Raw genomic sequence first — 17,347 nt, 5'->3', positions numbered from 1 at the left:
ATGGCGGAAATTTTGAAGGGCGCAGAAGTAACCCGTTCCCTGAACGAGGATCTGGCCCGGCGGACCCGGATGCTCCGGGAGCAGGGTACGGAACCGGTGCTGGGGATCGTCCGGCTGGGGGAACGGCCGGATGATCTGGCCTATGAGCGGGGGGCAATGAAGCGGGCCGAAAAGGTCGGCGTCACCGTGAAGCAGTTCGTGTTTCCGGCGGATATGACCCAGGATGCACTGCTGGAGGAGATCAGGAAGATCAACCGGGATGATCAGATCCACGGGGTGCTGCTGTTCCGCCCGCTGCCGCCCCAGATTGACGATGAGGCTGTCCGAAACGAGCTGGCCCCGGAGAAGGATGTGGACGGCATCACGGATATCTCCCAGGCCGGTGTGTATGCCGGGACGGAGGACAAAGGTTACCCGCCTTGCACGGCGGAGGCCTGTATGGAGATTCTCCGGCACTACCACATTCCGCTTCGGGGAAAGAATGCGGCGGTCATCGGCAGGAGCCAGGTGATCGGAAAGCCGGTGGCCATGATGCTGCTCCGGGAAAATGCCACTGTGACGATCTGTCACACGAAAACGGTGAAGATGGACGAGATCTGCCGCCGGGCGGATATTCTCATTGCGGCGGCGGGGCATATCGGAACTGTTACGAAGGAATTCCTGAACCCGAAGCAGACAGTCATCGATGTGGCCATCAATTTCGACGAGGAAGGAAAGATGAAAGGGGACGTGGTCTTCGAAGATGCGGAGCCGGTGGTGCACAGTATTACACCGGTGCCCGGCGGCGTCGGCACCGTCACCACCAGCATTCTGATGAAGCATGTGGTGGAGGCTGCGGAGCGGGCACAGGGTTCCCGCCGGAAATAAGTCAATTTTCGTATGGATATTGCTTGTTTTTGTGGTATGATAACTAACGAAACATTACTAATATAGTGTTGACGACGAAAGTCGGATTTAGAGTAGATCTGTATGCGTGAAGTACCGGGCGGACGGGGAGTTGCCGCCGGGCGAAAAGCGAAGGCTTGCGGTATACAGATCGCATCCCGCTGCAACACTGCTGTATGACCGGGGTGCGGAGAGTGAAACTCGACGCACCCCTTTTCGTACCTCTGGTGTAGCTGTTGAACGTACAGGAGGTACGTATATGAAAGAAAAAGGTATTTTTCACAGTTCCGCCCGCAGTCTGCGGGACATCCGCACGCTGACCACCTGCGCCATGCTGGGGGCTGTCTCCATTATTCTGGGGTATTTCACGATCCAGATCGGTGATTTCCTGAAGATCACATTCACGTCTGTGCCGGTTTCGGTGTGTGCTTATCTGTTCGGACCGGTGGCAGCGCCGGTGCTGGGCGCTTCCATGGACATCATCAATTACATGATGAAGCCGACAGGCGCCTTCTTTCCGGGATTCACCCTCTCCGCCGCAGTGCAGGGGCTGATCATGGGGGCTCTTCTCTACCGGAAACCGCTTTCTCTGAAGCGGACACTGGTTGCTACTCTCATCGTCATGCTGCTGGTGGACATGGTGATGAACACCCTGTGGCTGACTATTCTGTACGGCCAGGCTTTCTATGTCATCTTCCCGGCCAGAGCACTGAAGAATATCATCATGTGGCCGATTCAGACCGCCGTGCTGTTTGCCGTGCTGAAGGGACTGGAGCGGGCCGGCATCTTCCGTCTGTTCGGCGAACGGGCATAGAAGAATACTTTTTGTAAAAGGAAACGGGGAGGAAAAGCAAATTGATGACCTATGAAGAGGCAGTAGAATTTCTGAACGCACCGAAATATTCGGAGACCCGCCCGGGGCTGGGACCTGTGACGGAACTGATGGAGCGGCTGGGGAATCCCCAGGATCAGTTGAAATATGTACATATCGCAGGGACGAACGGGAAGGGATCTACGGCGGCTTACATGGACAGCGTGCTCCGGGCGGCAGGGTACCGCACCGGGCTGTATACTTCCCCGTTCCTGGAGCAGTTCAACGAGCGCATCCGGGTGAACGGTGAAAGCATCGGAAATGAGGAGCTGGCCCGCATTACCACCCGGGTCCGGGATGCGGTGGAGCAGATGGAGAAAGATGGGAGTACGGCACCCACGATCTTCGAGATGGTGACTGCCGTGGCCTTTCTGTATTTTCTGGAGAGGCAGTGCGACATCGTTGTGCTGGAAGTGGGCATGGGCGGCCGTCTGGATGCTACGAACATTATCCGCCATCCGGAGGTAAGCATCATTACGAAGCTGGGCATGGATCACATGAATTTCCTGGGAAACACGCTGGGAGAAATCGCCTGGGAGAAGGCGGGCATCATGAAGCAGGGAACACCCTGCGTTTCCTGGCCCCAGGAGGAAGAAGCGGCGGCAGTGCTGGTCCGGGAAGGAAGGAAAAGATCCGTTCCGCTGACCTTCGCCGATCTGGAGAACGTGCGTATTCTGTCCTCGGATCTTCACGGCCAGCGCTTCCGGTTCCGGCCTTCCCCGGAGAATGATCCGGCCGAAAAGGAAATCCATATCGGAATGCTGGGAGAATATCAGGTCGGAAATGCAGTGCTGGCGCTGACAGCGCTGGAGACCATGAAGAGGAGGGGCTGGAAGATCCCGGAACCGGCGCTGGAACGGGGCATGGAAGCAGCCCGGTGGCCGGGCCGCTTCGAGCGTCTCATGGAAAACCCGCTGATGATCATCGACGGGGCTCATAACCCGGACGGCGTGGGCTCCCTGGTCCGGGGGCTTCAGAAACTGTTCCCGGAGAAGAAACTTCTGTTTGTGGCCGGTGTGCTGGCGGACAAGGATTATGACACCATGTTCCGTCTGGTCCGGCCGCTGGCGGAGCAGTTCTTCTGCGTCACGCCGGAAAGCCATCGGGCACTTCCGGGGGCGGATCTGGCAGCCCGCCTTCGGGAAGGGGGATCTCCGGCGGAGGCGTACGCTTCTGTGCCGGAGGCGGTGGATGCCGCAGTGGAAACGGCCCGCCGCAGAACGTCCGCCGGTGAAGAGCCGGTGATCGTGGCCTTCGGCTCCCTGTACTATATCGGGGAAGTCCGGACCTATGTGCGGAAACAGTACGGGGTCCGCTGACCTGCGTGGATGGGCAGGGGGTGACCTGTGCCCGACTGCGTCGCTAAATGCCCGGACGAAGGACGCCCTGTTCGGAAATCACCGCATCCATCCGAAGATCGTATTCCCCTGTCGGGATATCCTCCCGGAGCAGCCGGCCGTAGCAGATCAGCGCCCGGAAGGCATCCGTCCGCAGCAGGAAGCGGTCGTAGAAACCGCCGCCGAAGCCCAGCCGCCTTCCGTCCGGGGCGGCGGCGCAGCAGGGAACGATCACCAGGTCCAGTTCTTCCGGCGAAACCGGAAGAATCCCTTCCCGGGGTTCGGGAATATTCCAGGTGCCCGGTTCCAGATCTTTTTCCATGGAGGTGATCGGGTATGCTTCCATATGTCCGAGGGAGAGACATTTCGGAACGCATACCCGCTTATTCTTTGTCAGTGCATCCCGGATCAGAGGGTGCGTGTCGACCTCGGAAGGCATGCTGACGAAGCAGAAGATGGTTTCTGCCTCCCGGTACTCCGGCATCGCCGTGACCGCCCGGAAGACGGCATCGCTGGCGGACCTGCGGTATTCCGGGGCCAGAGATGCGGCCAGGGCCTTCGCTTCGGTGCGGATCTTTTTCTTCATTTCCTTCAGCTGCGGGTGATCAGACATAGTAATCTCCTTTCCCGGCGGGTCATCCCGCCTTTTCCTACAGCATAACAGAAAAACCGGGCAAATCCGTTGAAAGTTTCCGGCTTTTTGTAATATAATATTGAAATATATATGGGGTGCTGCATCAGCGCGGCCATGCTAACCCAAAAAAATCGGATCATCCGCTCCGGCGGGGAATGGAGTTGAGAATATGCTGGACATCAAGCGAATCAGAGAAGACTATGAACACGTGAAGGAAAGAGTCGAATTCCGCGGCAAGGGCAGTTTCGGTCTGGAGAAGGCGAAGGAACTGGACGAGAAGAGAAGAGCCCTGCTGGCTGACGTGGAGGCGAAGAAGAACAAGCAGAACACCGTTTCCAGAGAGATCCCGAAGATGAAGAAGGCCGGAGAGGACACTTCCGCTGTGATGGCGGAGATGAAGCAGCTGTCCCAGGAAATCAAGGAAATGGACGGCAGACTTTCCGAAATCGAGGACGAGCTGCATGAAGTCATGCTGAACATCCCGAACACACCGCATGAGCTGGTGCCGTTCGGAAAGGACGATACAGAGAATGTGGAGATCCGCAAGTTCAAGGAACCGACGACCTTCGACTTCGAGCCGAAGGCGCACTGGGACATTGGAACGGATCTGGACATCCTGGATTTCGACCGGGCTTCCAAGCTGACCGGCGCACGGTTCACGGTTTATAAGGGACTGGGCGCCAGACTGGAGAGAGCTCTGACGAATTTCTTCCTGGATACACATATCTATGAGCAGGGGTATACCGAGATCCTGCCGCCGTTCATGGCCAATGTGAAGACCATGACCGGTTCCGGCCAGCTGCCGAAATTTGAAGAGGACATGTTCCGCCTGAACAAGCGGGATTACTACCTGATCCCGACGGCAGAAGTGCCGCTGACGAACCTGCACTCCGACGAAATCCTGGACGAATCGGAGCTGCCGATGTATCTGACGGCATATACACCTTGCTTCCGGGCGGAAGCGGGTTCCGCCGGCAGAGACACGAGGGGCATCATCCGGCAGCACCAGTTCAATAAGGTGGAGATGGTGAAGATCTGCAAGCCGGAGGATTCCTGGGATGAACTGGAGAAACTCACCAACGACGCAGAGGCACTGCTCCAGAAACTGGGCCTGCCGTACCACGTGGTCAGACTGTGCTCCGGCGACCTGGGATTCGGCGCAGCCATGACCTACGACATTGAAGTCTGGATGCCGAGCTACGGCAGATACGTGGAGATTTCTTCCTGCTCCAACGACACCGACTTCCAGGCGAGAAGAATGAACATGCGCTTCCGCAGAGACGGCGGCAAGCCGGAATTCGTCCATGCGCTGAACGGCTCTGGCCTGGCGGTGGGCAGATGCACGGCGGCGGTTCTGGAGAATTACCAGCAGGCCGACGGCAGCGTGGTCATCCCGGAGGTGCTGCGTCCGTACATGGGCGGTCTGGAGAAGATCGAGGCGCCGCAGAAGTAGCCTGATCTGGCCTGCGTTTCCGGACAAAGAACAACCAGGCAGGCGGACGGAAAATGAACATCAGATAACGAAAGGCCGGATGGATCGATGATTCCTTCGGCCTTTTTGAAAGGAGGCGGGCCGGCGAAATACCGGCGTCGGGATGGACAGATTTCGAAGCATATTCTCAAAGATTTTCACATCCATATTCAATCGCCTCACCATCATCGTGGTGCTGTTCCTGGCCCAGGTTATGTACTTCGGCTTCATCATCTACCGGTTCGCAGCCTATGCCACTTGGATCAACATGGGATTTCGGGCCGTGTCGGTGCTGTTTGCCCTGTACATTATCTGGCGCCCCGCCAATCCGGAATACAAGATCGGCATGATCCTGGGCATGGCCATCTTCCCGGAAATGGGGGTCATGCTGTTCCTGCTTTTCGGCATGAGCCGCCGTTCCCGGACCCTGAGCCGGAGAATCGGCGATGCGGATGTCCGCAGCCGGCAGGAACTGAAACAGCAGTCCGACATCGCCGGGATCCGGGACCGGAGGCGCCGGGGCACAATCCGGTATCTCAACCGCTGGGCCGGATTCCCGGCCTGGGATCACACCACCGCCCGCTACTATCCGGTGGGGGATACCATGTTCCGGGATATGCTGGAAGACCTGAAACATGCGGAACACTTCATCTTTCTGGAGTATTTCATTGTATCTCGAGGAGAACTCTGGGACGCCATCTATGCCATTCTGAAGGAAAAGGCCGCTTCCGGCGTGGATGTCCGTCTGATCTACGATGACATCGGCAGCATCCATCACATCCCCCGGCACATTCAGCGGGATCTGAAGGCGGACGGCATCCGGGTCATGGCATTCAACACCGTGAAGCCCTTCCTCTCCCTGGTCTATAACAACCGGGACCACCGGAAGATTTCCGTTATTGACGGCTGGGTGGGCTACACGGGAGGAGCCAATGTGGCGGACGAGTACGTGAACCGCATCGTCCGGTTCGGCCACTGGAAAGATGCCGGTGTCAGGCTGGAAGGGGAAGGGGTCTGGAACCTGACCGTGATGTTCCTGACCATGTGGAATGCCTTCTCGGAAGACGACGCCGACTTCAGCATGTACCGGCCCCACGTGTGGCATCCGGAACCTTTCCCGTCGGACGGCATGATCCAGCCTTTCTCCGACAGCCCGCTGGACGACGAACAGACCGGGGAAAACACTTACATCGATATCCTGAACCAGGCCCGTCATTATGTCTATATTTACACGCCGTATCTGATCATCGACGACGATATGGAGCGGGCCCTCCGGCTGGCGGCGAAGAGAGGGGTGGATGTGCGGATTGTCACGCCGGGCATCCCGGACAAGCCGCTCATCTTTGCCATCACCCGTTCCTACTACCGGAGCCTGATGGAGGCGGGAGTGAAGATCTACGAATATACCCCGGGGTTCATTCATGCAAAATGCTGTCTGAGTGACGATCAGGTGGCCGTGGTGGGCACCATCAACTTCGACTACCGCAGTTTCTACCTTCATTTCGAGTGCGGCTGTCTCTTCACGGAGACCGAAAGCGTGATCCGGGATCTGTCGGCCGACTGCCGGGAGACCCTGCGCCGGAGCCGGCAGGTCCGGAAGGACGATTTGAAAAAGCATCCGTTCGGCACGATGGCGGCGTTCTTCTTCCGGATCTTCAGCCCGCTGTTCTGACCGCCGTCCAGGGGAGGGTACCAGTATGCAAAAAAAACAAAGCGAAAAACGACCGCCGGACCGGGCCGCCGCTTCGGCGGCAGGAAGCGCCCTGGGGCGCTTCCTGGGCGGCTACGCCGCCCGGGGCCCGGTCCGGTTTCATATGCCCGGTCACAAGGGGGCCCGTTTTTTTCGGAAACTGGGATACGGGGAACTTCTGGGGGAGCTCCCGGATCTGGATATTACAGAAATTCCGGGGGCGGACAATCTGTTTCATCAGGAAGAAGGGGGCGTGCTCCGGGAAATGTCGGAGCAGTACCGGCGGATCTACGGCGTCCGTGCCAGTTTTCCTCTGGTGAACGGGTCCAGCTGCGGTCTGGAAGCCGCAATTTACTATGCGGCCCGGCAGATCCGGCCGGTTTTCCTGACGGCCCGGAACTGTCACAAGGCCGTGTTTAACGGTCTGGAGATGGCCGGGGCGAAAACCAGTTGGGTGTATCCGGAAGTGCTGCCGGAAGGGATCAGCGGCCCGCTGACCCCGGAGGAAGCGGAGCGTGGGTTCCGGGAAATGCCGGAGGCCGCAGCGCTGATCGTCACCAGCCCGAATTATTACGGAATCCGCAGTGACATCCGGCGCCTGGCGGAGACGGCCCACCGATGGGGAGCAATCCTGATTGTGGACCAGGCCCACGGCGCCCACCAGGTTCTTTTCGACCGGGTGGAGGGAAGCCGGTATGCGGCGGAAAACTGCGGGGCGGACATTGTCATCGACAGTACCCACAAGACCATGGCCTCCTTCACCCAGACGGCGCTGGTGAACCTGAACGGAGACCGGGTGGATCCGGATGTGTTCGGAAATGTGCTGGAGAAGTTCGAGAGCAGCAGCCCCTCCTATCTGATGATGCTGTCTCTGGCTGTGAACGGGGAAATCACGGAGCACCGGGGAGAGGGGCTGGTCCGAAGGTGGGCAGGGGATCTGGACTGGTTCCTGCCCCGGGCGAAGCGGATCCCCGGGCTCAGGGTGCTGGAACACCCGATGCTGGACCGGACGAAGATCGACCTGGATATGAGCCGCCGGGGGCTGAACGGACAGCAGCTGGCGGCGGAACTGGAACGGCGGGAAATTGTGTGTGAGATGGCATCGGGGAATTTCGTGATGTGTCTTTCCGGAATCGGGAACGAGCGCCGGGATTACGAACGGCTGCTTCGCGCACTGGAAGAGATTGCGGCGGCCGGGAAGGCGGGGGGGACGGACGGAAATGCGGCCGGTTTTGTCCCCGGTTCCTTCCGGCTGGAGCAGCGGGACATTCCGACGCAGTGCGAATGGGTGGCTCTGGACCGGGCGGCAGGAAGGGTCTGCGGCAGACAGGTGACGCCCTATCCCCCGGGAATCCCGGCGGTATGCCCGGGGGAAGTGATGACGGAGGCGGCGCTGGAAGCGGTCCGGGGATGCCTGGAGCGGGGAGAAGAAGTGATGGGCATCCGGAGGGATCCGGCAGAAAACGGCGGCTGGACAGTGTACTGCGGGATGAAGTGATGTACTTTTTTTGGTGCACGATGTGCCAATGTGTTAGGAATGTGTTAGATTTCTGCGGTTCCGGTGTGATTAAGGTGATGGGCACGGCTGATTTGCCGTGCTTTTTTTTATAAACCGATGTATAATGTATGCGTATGGTTATCTGTCGGAATAATTATTAAGTATTTTTTTAGGAAAGGAAGGTTTCAGAGATGAGTTCTAATGCTAAGCATTTGCCAAGCATTAATGCCGGTCATTATAAGAACACGGCTGCTTGTGAAACCGAAATCATGCCAGTACCTGCTGTGGTGAGAATTCCGCTTTCCCAGCATATTGGTAAGCCATGCGATCCTGTCGTTCAGAAGGGCGATGAGGTGAAAGTTGGCCAGCTGATCGGTGACACGGATGCTTTCGTGAGTGCACCTATTTATTCGAGCGTGTCTGGAACAGTTACGGGGATCGACACGATTCGTTCTGCAAACGGCGGGTATGATACCCGGATCGTTATTGAGACAGACGGAAAGCAGACCCCGTGGGAGGGCATCAAGGCCCCGGAAATCACAGATTTCCAGAGTTTTGTGAAGGCAGTCAGGGACAGCGGCCTCGCCGGCATGGGCGGTGCGTCTTTCCCGGCACATGTCAAGTTCAGCCCGAAGAATCTGGACGAAGTTGATACGCTGATTGTCAACGGCGCAGAGTGTGAGCCGTTCATCACATCAGACCATAGAACGATGCTGGAAGCACCACAGGATGTCATCGACGGTGCGAAGGCGATCGTGAAGTGGATGGGCATGAAGGAAGGATACATCGGCATCGAGGAGAATAAGCCGGATGCGATTGCCAAGCTGCAGGGAATGATCAAGGAGCAGGGAATTGACAATCTGCATGTGTTCCCGCTTCTGTCCAGATACCCGAAGGGAGCAGAGCGTGTACTGATTCAGGAAGTTACGGGCCGTGTCTGCGATGCAGGCGTTCTGCCGGCGGATGTGGGCGTTGTGGTTTCCAACGTTTCTTCTGTCGCTTTCCTGGGACAGTATTTCAGAGACGGTATGCCGCTGATTCAGAGAAGAGTCACTGTGGACGGCAATGCAGTGCAGAACCCGAAGAATGTCATGGGTCTGTTCGGCACACCGGTGAAGGATATCATCGATTTCTGCGGCGGATACAAGGGAACGCCGAAGAAGATCATCATGGGCGGACCGATGATGGGCCGTGCGACGATCACAGACGAGATTTCCCTGGTGAAGAACAACAACGCCATCCTGGTATTCGATGAGTCCCAGGCGTTCATTCCGGACGAAACACCGTGCATTAACTGCGGAAGATGCCACGAGGCATGCCCGTTCGGTCTGATGCCGATGAAGTTCGCAGACGCCTATCTCCACAAGGACGTGGACGTTTTGAATAAGTATGCAATCATGCAGTGTATGGGCTGCGGCAGCTGCTCATTCATCTGCCCTGCGCACCGCCCGCTGAGTTTCATGAACACGCTGGCGAAAGGACTGGTTAAGGAGGCGTCGAAGAAGTAATGGATAATAAATCATTGACCGGAACATTATCAGTATCTTCAGCACCTCATATTGTCACCAAGCTGGATACTGCGAAAACAATGCAGTGGGTGCTGATCGCACTGGCCCCTGCGTTCATCATGAGTATCGTAAACTTCGGAGTGAGATCCGCTCTGCTGACCATCGTCTGCGTGGCGGCATGTGCTTTCTTCGAATGGGGTTACGAGAAGTTAATGCACAAGGATATCACCGTAGGTGATTTCTCCGCCTGTGTTACAGGTGTGATCCTGGCATTCAATATGCCGTCCAACTTCCCGTTCTGGATGGCGATTATCGGCTGCTTCACAGCGATTGTTGTGGCGAAGCAGCTGTTCGGCGGCATCGGCAGAAACTTTGCCAACCCGGCGATCGTGGGACGTATCGTTCTGCTGCTGTCCTTCACAACACAGATGACCACCTGGCCGGTTTCGAAGGTTCATCCGGCTGTGGATGCAGCCACAGGTGCGACACCGATGTCCTTCGTGAATCTGGGCGCAACACCGAAGAACCTGCCGGCACTCAGTGACATGGCCCTCGGTTTCACCGGCGGTGCCATGGGTGAAGTCAGTGCAGTTGCCATTCTCATCGGTCTTATCATTCTGATCTGGAAGAAGATCATCAGCCCGATCATTCCGTGCTCCATGATCGCAACGATCTTCGTCATCGCACTGATCTACTACGGTGTGAAGGGCGGAGACTACAGCGCACTGCACATGGCTATGTACCATGTACTGGGCGGCGGTGCCATGTTCGGAGCGGTATTCTGTGCGACAGACTATGCCACTTCCCCGAACATGAAGTCCGCGAAGCTCATCTACGGTATCGGATGCGGTGCTGTGACGATGGTAATTCGTCTGATGTGCTCCTATCCGGAAGGTGTTTCTTTCGCAATCCTGTTCATGAACGTGGCAACACCGCTGATTGACAAGTATGTGGAAGAGCGTCACTTCAGAAAGAGATTCGGAGGTGAGAAGTAATGAAAAACAATACCTATGATGAATATATCAAGCCGGTAGTGGTACTGGTGGTGATCTGCCTGGTGGTAACAACCCTCCTGGCTCTGACCTACAGTGTAGCGAACCCGATTATCATCAAGAACACGAAGGCTGCTGCGGACAAGACGAGAACGGAGCTTCTCTCTCAGGCAGACTCTTTCACGAAGTATGACGGCAAGCTGAAGGTAGAGGAAGCGGGCAAGGTCTACGTTGATGAGTGCTACACAGCCAACAATAAGTCCGGTATCGTTTGCACCGTGAAGACGAAGTCCTTCGGCGGTCTTCTGACCATGATGGTCGGTATCGACAAGAACGGAAAGATCACCGGTGTCAGTGTGACGAACCACTCGGATACCCCGGGTGTCGGAACGAAGGATATGGAGCCGGATCATCTGAACCAGTACAAGGGACTGGACAAGCTGAAGTCTACGAACATCAAGTCGGATGATTCTGTTCAGACCATCACCGGTGCGTCTGTAACCGGCAGTGCGATTCACTACGGCGTCTACTGCGCTCTGGATCAGTACAAGTTAATGGGAGGTGTCAAGTAATGGCTAAGGAAAGCAAACTGCGGTACCTGACCAACGGTCTCATCAAGGAGAATCCGTCCCTGGTTCTGGTATTGGGAACCTGCCCGACGCTGGCGACCACTTCCTCCGTACAGAACGGAATCGGAATGGGCCTGTCCACCATGGCAGTACTCATCTGTGCGAATATCGTAATTTCAATGCTGCGGAAAGTCATTCCGGACAAGGTCAGAATCCCGTGCTACATCGTTGTGATCGCCGGATTCGTAACTGTTGTCCAGCTGCTGCTGCAGGCCTATGTTCAGGCACTGTATGCCGCTCTGGGACTGTATATCCCGCTGATCGTTGTAAACTGTATCATCCTGGGAAGAGCCGAGATGTTTGCGAATAAGCACGGCATTGTGGATTCCGCACTGGATGGTATCGGCATGGGTCTTGGCTTCACGCTGACGCTGACCATCATGGGTTCCATCCGTGAGCTGATCGGTGCGGGCACCTGGCTGGGCATTCCTATCCTGTCCAAGTTCATCCCGGGCATGGGCATCTTCAATCTGGCTCCGGGCGGATTCTTCGTATTCGCTCTGGTAATGGCTTCTGTCCACTATCTGACCAGAGACAAGTCCAAGATCAGAGAGACGGTTGGTGAAACAGACCTGTTCCGTGAAGCGCAGGAACTGAAACAGAAGAAGAAGGAGGCGTAACGGGATATGTCAATATCATCACTGGTTGTAATCGTTATCAGCATGGTGCTGGTAAATAACTATCCGCTGGCCCAGTTCCTCGGTATCTGCCCGTTCCTGGGTGTATCGAAGGATCTGGATTCCGCCAAGGGCATGGGATACGCCGTCGTCTTCGTCATGGTGGTTGCTACGGCTGCCACATGGCCGATCATGCAGGTGCTGAATCACTTCAACATCGGTTATCTGCAGACGGTGGTCTTCATCCTGGTCATTGCGTTCCTGGTACAGCTGATCGAAATGTTCATGAAGAAGAGCATGCCGTCTCTGTACACAGCGCTGGGTGTATACCTGCCGCTGATCACAACGAACTGTGCGGTACTCGGTGTTTGTATCTCTAACATCGACAGCAACTATAACTATCTGGAATCCCTGCTGAACGCATTCGGCGCCGGCGTCGGCTACATGCTGGGCATGATGCTCATGGCGGGTGTCAGAACAAAGTTCGCTGATGATTCCCACATTCCGGAGTCCTGGAGGGGATTCCCGATTGTACTTACAGCTGCAGCGATCATGTCCCTGAGCTTCATGGGCTTCAGCGGCATGTTCTCATAAATGAAGGAGGAACAGAATGAGTTCTATAGTAATTCCTGTAATACTCGTAGTGGCGGTGGGCTTCGTTGCCGCGGCGGTTCTGTCCTTCGCATCGAAAGTATTCTACGTGGCAGTTGACGAGACAGCGGCGGCAATCCGTGCGGAGCTGCCGGGTGCGAACTGCGGCGGATGCGGATTCGCAGGATGCGATGACTATGCCAACGCACTGGCTGGAGATCATGATCTGCCGTGCAACCGCTGTGCAGTCGGCGGACCGGCTGTGGCAGAGAAGATCGCAGGGATCCTGGGCGTTTCCGCCGGGGATGAAGAGCGCCAGGTAGCCGTTGTTATGTGCAACGGTGTCAACGGTGCTTCGAAGAAGGTCATGGAGTATACAGACCTGAAGTCCTGCAAGGCTGCGAAGTCCGTGTTCGGCGGTCTGAACGCCTGCACCTACGGGTGTCTGGGACTGGGGGACTGTGTGGACGCCTGCCAGTTCGATTCCATCCACGTCAGAGACGGTGTGGCCTGGGTCAACAGAGATACCTGCACCAGCTGCGGTGCCTGCGTGAAGGCATGCCCGAATCATCTGATCCGGCTGGCACCGGAGAAGAACCTGGTCTTCGTACGCTGCTCCAACAAGGACAAGGGCGGCCAGGCCATGAAGGCATGCTCCAATGCCTGCATCGGCTGCAAGAAGTGCGAGAAGGTCTGCAAGTTCGACGCAGTCCATGTCAATGATAACCTGTCTTACATCGATCCGGAGAAGTGCAAGAACTGCGGTATGTGTGAGAAGGAGTGCCCGACCGGCAACATCATCAACATGAGACTGGTTGCAAATGTGGCGAAGAAAGCGAAGGCGGCTGCTGCTGCGGCAGAGGCCCCGAAGCAGGAAGCTGCACAGGCATAACCATAACAACGGCCCGCGGAAGGCCGCTGGCGATTCCTGAGAATCGTGATCAGAAGCCGGGACCGTTGGTCCCGGCTTTTTTTGACTGTTGTCCCGTCTTTCCGGCCGGAGGGAGGAACGGGAAAGAAATGACCGGAAATCGAAAGGAGAGGGAGGATATGAAAGTCACAGTACTGATTGAGAATACGGCGGGTGACCGGCCGGAAGGGCTCGCCTGCGAGCACGGTCTCAGCCTGTATATCGAACACAGCGGCCGGAAGTATCTGCTGGATTCCGGCGGCTCCGACCGTTTCATCCAGAATGCAAAACTGCTGAACATACCCCTGCAGGAAGTGGACACGGCCTTCTTGAGCCATGGCCATTTCGACCACTCCGGGGGATTCGCAGCGTTTTTCCGGGAGAATGATCACGCACCGCTGTTCATGATGGATCATGCCGGGGCGAAATACTATTCCGCAGCCTCCGGAGAACCGGAGTACATCGGCATTCCGGACGAACTAAGGGAACACTTCAGTGACCGAATCCGCTATGTCCGTGAAAAAACAAAAATCACCGAAGGGGTCTGGCTTCTCCCCCACACCGCCCCGGGACTGGACCGGATCGGCGTCCGGGTGAAGATGTTCCGCAAATCCGGGGACGAGATGATCCCGGACGACTTTTCCCACGAAATGAGTCTGGTCATGGAAACCGAAAAAGGCCTGGCAGTGTTCAACAGCTGTACCCACAGCGGCCTGGAAGTGGTCATTGAAGAAGTGAATGCCGCCTTTCCGGGGCAGCCGGTGTCGGCCTTCGTGGGCGGCCTTCACATGCGGGGCGTAGATCCGAATCCCATGTTCTGCCTCTACACCGAGCAGGAGATTCAGCGGCTGGCCCAGTTCCTGCGACGCCGCAGGGTGGGAGCGATCTGGACCGGCCACTGCACCGGCCCGATGGGCTTCCATCTCATGGAGAAATATCTGGGGGATGAGGTAATGCACCAGCTCACCACCGGAGAGACCTTTGAAATTTAGTCCGGCGTTTCCGGAGGACAAAAAAATGAGCGCCCTTCCGATCGTTTTTTGTCCATTAAGAAAAGGAGGAGCGGAATGCGGGGATCCATCGATCCGGGAGAAAAAAACAATATCATTGTGGTGTATGACGACATCCTGTTTTCGGCGCCGCCGGGGCCGGATGGTGCGGCCCGGCCTCTTCTGCTGTCGGTGATGATGGAAAGCGGATGGCGGGATGCGAAGCGGGTCTACCGGCCGGAGGATCCGGAGGAGGATGTGTCCCGGAAGCCTTGCATTCTGTGGTTTCCCGGAGGGGGCTGGACCCACGTGGAGCGGAATTTCATGAACGGTGAAATGGCTTTCCTCGCCCGGGCGGGTTATGTGGTGGTTTCGGTGAGTTACCGGACATCTGCACAGGCACACCTGCCCGGCCAGCTGGAGGATGCCGCATCCGCTCTCCGGTTCCTGGGGGAGCATGCAGGGGAATACCGGATTGACCGGTCCCGGATCGGTGTGATGGGACGGTCGGCGGGGGCGTATTTCGCCGTATGGCTGGGTCTGAATGAGATGCTTCCGGGAACCGGGGAGATGCCGGGGCGGGACGGGCTTCCGGCGGTCCGGGCCTGCTGCGACCTGTTCGGCCCGGTGGATCTGGAAAGGCTGATCGACTACGAACTGTCTCCAAACGCATTTCCGAAGTCCCGGGTATCCAGGCCGAAGGACAGTCACGCCGGAAAACTGCTGGGACTGAACGGGAGCGAGCCGCCGGAGGAGATCCGGAGAATGGCCCGGGAGATGAGCCCGCTTCACCATATTACGGACCGGATGTGTCCCCTGCTGATTTTGCACGGGGACAACGACCCGGTGGTGCCTGCGGAAATTTCCGGGGACCGGCTGTACGATGCGGTCCGGGCGGCCGGGCTGGAGAACCGGGCGGAATATCTGACGGTCCGTCACGGGGGCCACGGATCCCGGGAATTCTTCCAGGAAGAAACGAGAGAACGGATTCTGGATTTCTTCGGGCGGACACTGGGCTGTGAGGTGTGATGCGTCTTAGCCGGGGGGATGCATGGGTCAGCGCCGGGAGATGCATGCCTGCGCCGGGGGATGCATGGGTCAGCGCCGGGAGGGTTCTTTACAAGCCTGCTCTGCTGGGGTAAAATAATCGGAGTATATTGTGAACTGCTGCCGGCGGAGGCGCCGGCGGATTCGGTCAGATCCTGCAGAAGAGGGCGGGAGCTGCGTCGATCATAAGAGAGGTAATACTATGAGTGAAGAGAAAATCATTGTAACAGGACACAAGAACCCGGATACCGATTCCATCTGTTCTTCCGTCGCCTACACCTACCTGAAAAACCAGACTGCAGGGGATCACTATGTGGCAGGCAGAGCCGGCGAGATCAGCCCGGAGACCGCTTATGTTCTGAAGCGTTTCGGCATCGAGGCGCCGGAACTGGTGGAAGACGCTTCTGGTCGGAAAGTGATCCTGGTGGACCACAATGAGACAGCCCAGGCCGTGAACGGTTTCGAGAATGCGGAGCTGGTGGAAGTGGTAGACCACCACAAGATCGGTGACATTCAGACCATTGCGCCGATCTATTTCCGCTGTGAGCCGCTGGGATGCACCTGCACGATCCTGACGAAGATGTATGACGAAGCAGGTGTGGAAATTCCGGAACAGATCGCCGGCATTCTGCTGAGCGCAATCCTGTCCGATACTCTGGCATTCCGTTCCCCGACCTGCACCGATGCGGATGTGGCGGCCGGAAAGAAACTGGCGGAGATCGCCGGTGTGGATGCGGATCAGCTGGCGGAAGGCATGTTCGAGGCCGGTGAGAATCTGGACGGGAAGACGGCAGAGGATATCTGCTACAGCGATTTCAAGATCTTCGAGCATGACGGTATGAAATTCGGTGTGGGCCAGGCCAGCTTCATGAGCCCGGCGAACCTGCAGAAGGCAAAGGATATGCTGCTGCCATATCTGCCGGAAACACTGGCGAAGGACGGCACAGCCATGGTATTCCTGATGCTGACGGATATCCGGGAGCAGAGCAGTTACGTGATCTTTGCCGGTGACCAGGCAGAAGCTACGCTGGAGAAGGCCTTCGGCCAGAAGAAGGAAGAAGGCGAAGACGGCATGCTGCTGGAGGGCGTTGTCAGCCGGAAGAAGCAGATGATTCCGCCGGTTCTGGAGGCGCTGGGTTAGGCTGCGGCATTCGAAACACGGATACAGATGATGATGGGGCTGCTGCCTTGAACGGTGAAAACCGTTTCGGGGCGGCGGCCTCTTTTTTTTTTCGTGTGAGACTGGAGCATGCGGGGGAATGTGCGGCGTGCGTGAAACCGAGATGCGGGGGATATGGGGCAGCGTGGTACGTGTGCCGCAACAGTTGGGCCAGGATACGGGTGGCAGTGGCCGAGCAGTGGACGGGCAGTGGACGGGCAGTGGACGAGTAGGGGCCGAGCAGTGGACGGGCAGTGGATTGTATACAAACCGTGATGTTAATACTGATGCATGGAAATGGAAGGGGAGAGTGTATACGAAGCGTGATTGAATAATGATGGAAGGTGCGGAATGGAGCTTTTCCCTGTTTTCGCATCTGTATTACGCCGGGCCAGGGTGCGAAAATAAAATTAAATCTTGAGTAATCTATTCCTTGTTCGCACGAAGGTGCGGAATGAGGCGAAAACGTATTTTCGCACTCTGTGGAGAGTGTGAAAATATACTTCTATTTGAATGAAT

16 protein-coding genes and 1 riboswitch are annotated in these 17,347 nt (G+C 57.0%); of the genes, 15 read left to right on the top strand and 1 reads right to left on the bottom strand.

The genetic code is table 11. From position 1 onward, the window contains the following. From BLQ24_RS03740 to BLQ24_RS03730, 3 genes are all read left to right on the top strand, one after another. Entirely contained in the window at positions 1-867 is an 867-nt protein-coding gene (locus BLQ24_RS03740) for a bifunctional 5,10-methylenetetrahydrofolate dehydrogenase/5,10-methenyltetrahydrofolate cyclohydrolase (RefSeq protein WP_090162808.1), read from the top strand. Between the two features lie 86 nt (positions 868-953). Beyond that, a riboswitch (THF riboswitch) is annotated at positions 954-1,051 on the top strand. Positions 1,052-1,144: 93 nt separating this feature from the next. Beyond that, positions 1,145-1,699 carry a folate family ECF transporter S component gene (locus BLQ24_RS03735; protein WP_090162806.1) on the top strand — a complete coding sequence of 185 codons (555 nt, stop codon included), beginning with the start codon at positions 1,145-1,147 and terminating at the stop codon, positions 1,697-1,699. Between the two features lie 44 nt (positions 1,700-1,743). After that, on the top strand, positions 1,744-3,075 hold the full coding sequence (locus BLQ24_RS03730) for a bifunctional folylpolyglutamate synthase/dihydrofolate synthase (RefSeq protein WP_090162804.1): 1,332 nt from the start codon (positions 1,744-1,746) through the stop codon (positions 3,073-3,075). Between the two features lie 43 nt (positions 3,076-3,118). On the opposite strand, the gene BLQ24_RS03725 is transcribed toward BLQ24_RS03730, so the two are convergent. Further along, entirely contained in the window at positions 3,119-3,706 is a 588-nt protein-coding gene (locus tag BLQ24_RS03725; RefSeq protein WP_090162802.1) for a 5-formyltetrahydrofolate cyclo-ligase, read from the bottom strand. Between the two features lie 190 nt (positions 3,707-3,896). Between BLQ24_RS03725 and serS the strand changes: the two genes are divergently transcribed. The 12 genes from serS to BLQ24_RS03665 all read left to right on the top strand — a co-directional run bounded on the left by serS (position 3,897) and on the right by BLQ24_RS03665 (position 16,810). Further along, entirely contained in the window at positions 3,897-5,180 is a 1,284-nt protein-coding gene (gene serS, locus BLQ24_RS03720) for a serine--tRNA ligase (protein ID WP_090162801.1), read from the top strand. Between the two features lie 142 nt (positions 5,181-5,322). Beyond that, the gene (gene cls / locus BLQ24_RS03715; protein WP_242869577.1) at positions 5,323-6,870 is read left to right on the top strand and encodes a cardiolipin synthase; all 1,548 of its coding nucleotides are present in this window, start codon (positions 5,323-5,325) and stop codon (positions 6,868-6,870) included. A 25-nt stretch (positions 6,871-6,895) separates the two neighbouring features. Beyond that, positions 6,896-8,386 carry an aminotransferase class I/II-fold pyridoxal phosphate-dependent enzyme gene (locus tag BLQ24_RS03710; RefSeq protein ID WP_090162799.1) on the top strand — a complete coding sequence of 497 codons (1,491 nt, stop codon included), beginning with the start codon at positions 6,896-6,898 and terminating at the stop codon, positions 8,384-8,386. A gap of 191 nt (positions 8,387-8,577) precedes the next feature. Next, positions 8,578-9,894, top strand: a complete 1,317-nt coding sequence (gene rsxC, locus BLQ24_RS03705) for an electron transport complex subunit RsxC (protein ID WP_090162797.1) — start codon at positions 8,578-8,580, stop codon at positions 9,892-9,894. Next, positions 9,894-10,889, top strand: coding sequence for an RnfABCDGE type electron transport complex subunit D (locus BLQ24_RS03700; RefSeq protein ID WP_090162795.1), 996 nt, complete (start codon positions 9,894-9,896; stop codon positions 10,887-10,889). The genes rsxC and BLQ24_RS03700 overlap by 1 nt, the downstream gene beginning before the upstream one ends. After that, positions 10,889-11,458: an RnfABCDGE type electron transport complex subunit G gene (locus tag BLQ24_RS03695; RefSeq protein ID WP_090162793.1), complete on the top strand. Its 570-nt coding sequence runs from the start codon at positions 10,889-10,891 to the stop codon at positions 11,456-11,458. The genes BLQ24_RS03700 and BLQ24_RS03695 overlap by 1 nt, the downstream gene beginning before the upstream one ends. Next, a complete protein-coding gene (rsxE, locus tag BLQ24_RS03690; protein ID WP_090162790.1) occupies positions 11,458-12,135 on the top strand; it encodes an electron transport complex subunit RsxE in 678 nt (225 codons plus the stop codon). Before BLQ24_RS03695 ends, rsxE begins: the two co-directional genes overlap by 1 nt. A gap of 6 nt (positions 12,136-12,141) precedes the next feature. Further along, the gene (locus BLQ24_RS03685) at positions 12,142-12,726 is read left to right on the top strand and encodes an electron transport complex protein RnfA (RefSeq protein ID WP_090162788.1); all 585 of its coding nucleotides are present in this window, start codon (positions 12,142-12,144) and stop codon (positions 12,724-12,726) included. A 16-nt stretch (positions 12,727-12,742) separates the two neighbouring features. After that, on the top strand, positions 12,743-13,615 hold the full coding sequence (locus BLQ24_RS03680; protein ID WP_173327743.1) for an RnfABCDGE type electron transport complex subunit B: 873 nt from the start codon (positions 12,743-12,745) through the stop codon (positions 13,613-13,615). A 158-nt stretch (positions 13,616-13,773) separates the two neighbouring features. Next, on the top strand, positions 13,774-14,625 hold the full coding sequence (locus tag BLQ24_RS03675) for an MBL fold metallo-hydrolase (protein WP_163427759.1): 852 nt from the start codon (positions 13,774-13,776) through the stop codon (positions 14,623-14,625). 75 nt (positions 14,626-14,700) lie between these two features. Beyond that, the gene (locus BLQ24_RS03670) at positions 14,701-15,651 is read left to right on the top strand and encodes an alpha/beta hydrolase (protein WP_090162784.1); all 951 of its coding nucleotides are present in this window, start codon (positions 14,701-14,703) and stop codon (positions 15,649-15,651) included. Between the two features lie 220 nt (positions 15,652-15,871). Next, positions 15,872-16,810 (top strand): putative manganese-dependent inorganic diphosphatase, encoded by a 939-nt coding sequence (locus tag BLQ24_RS03665; RefSeq protein ID WP_090162782.1) that lies wholly within the window; start codon positions 15,872-15,874, stop codon positions 16,808-16,810. Positions 16,811-17,347: the final 537 nt, after the last annotated feature.

This window comes from Eubacterium pyruvativorans (genome assembly GCF_900102225.1).
GTDB lineage: Bacteria > Bacillota > Clostridia > Peptostreptococcales > Anaerovoracaceae > Aminicella > Aminicella pyruvativorans.
Note: the sequence above shows the minus strand (reverse complement) of the source record. Positions and strands in the feature narration are given on the sequence as shown.

What these genes read in the sequence shown, in the direction of transcription:
- BLQ24_RS03740 (WP_090162808.1), top strand. Translation starts at nt 1, where the DNA reads ATGGCGGAAATTTTGAAGGGCGCAGAAGTAACCCGTTCCCTGAACGAG.
- BLQ24_RS03735 (WP_090162806.1), top strand. Translation starts at nt 1,145, where the DNA reads ATGAAAGAAAAAGGTATTTTTCACAGTTCCGCCCGCAGTCTGCGGGAC.
- BLQ24_RS03730 (WP_090162804.1), top strand. Translation starts at nt 1,744, where the DNA reads ATGACCTATGAAGAGGCAGTAGAATTTCTGAACGCACCGAAATATTCG.
- BLQ24_RS03725 (WP_090162802.1), bottom strand. Translation starts at nt 3,706, where the DNA reads ATGTCTGATCACCCGCAGCTGAAGGAAATGAAGAAAAAGATCCGCACC.
- serS (WP_090162801.1), top strand. Translation starts at nt 3,897, where the DNA reads ATGCTGGACATCAAGCGAATCAGAGAAGACTATGAACACGTGAAGGAA.
- cls (WP_242869577.1), top strand. Translation starts at nt 5,323, where the DNA reads ATGGACAGATTTCGAAGCATATTCTCAAAGATTTTCACATCCATATTC.
- BLQ24_RS03710 (WP_090162799.1), top strand. Translation starts at nt 6,896, where the DNA reads ATGCAAAAAAAACAAAGCGAAAAACGACCGCCGGACCGGGCCGCCGCT.
- rsxC (WP_090162797.1), top strand. Translation starts at nt 8,578, where the DNA reads ATGAGTTCTAATGCTAAGCATTTGCCAAGCATTAATGCCGGTCATTAT.
- BLQ24_RS03700 (WP_090162795.1), top strand. Translation starts at nt 9,894, where the DNA reads ATGGATAATAAATCATTGACCGGAACATTATCAGTATCTTCAGCACCT.
- BLQ24_RS03695 (WP_090162793.1), top strand. Translation starts at nt 10,889, where the DNA reads ATGAAAAACAATACCTATGATGAATATATCAAGCCGGTAGTGGTACTG.
- rsxE (WP_090162790.1), top strand. Translation starts at nt 11,458, where the DNA reads ATGGCTAAGGAAAGCAAACTGCGGTACCTGACCAACGGTCTCATCAAG.
- BLQ24_RS03685 (WP_090162788.1), top strand. Translation starts at nt 12,142, where the DNA reads ATGTCAATATCATCACTGGTTGTAATCGTTATCAGCATGGTGCTGGTA.
- BLQ24_RS03680 (WP_173327743.1), top strand. Translation starts at nt 12,743, where the DNA reads ATGAGTTCTATAGTAATTCCTGTAATACTCGTAGTGGCGGTGGGCTTC.
- BLQ24_RS03675 (WP_163427759.1), top strand. Translation starts at nt 13,774, where the DNA reads ATGAAAGTCACAGTACTGATTGAGAATACGGCGGGTGACCGGCCGGAA.
- BLQ24_RS03670 (WP_090162784.1), top strand. Translation starts at nt 14,701, where the DNA reads ATGCGGGGATCCATCGATCCGGGAGAAAAAAACAATATCATTGTGGTG.
- BLQ24_RS03665 (WP_090162782.1), top strand. Translation starts at nt 15,872, where the DNA reads ATGAGTGAAGAGAAAATCATTGTAACAGGACACAAGAACCCGGATACC.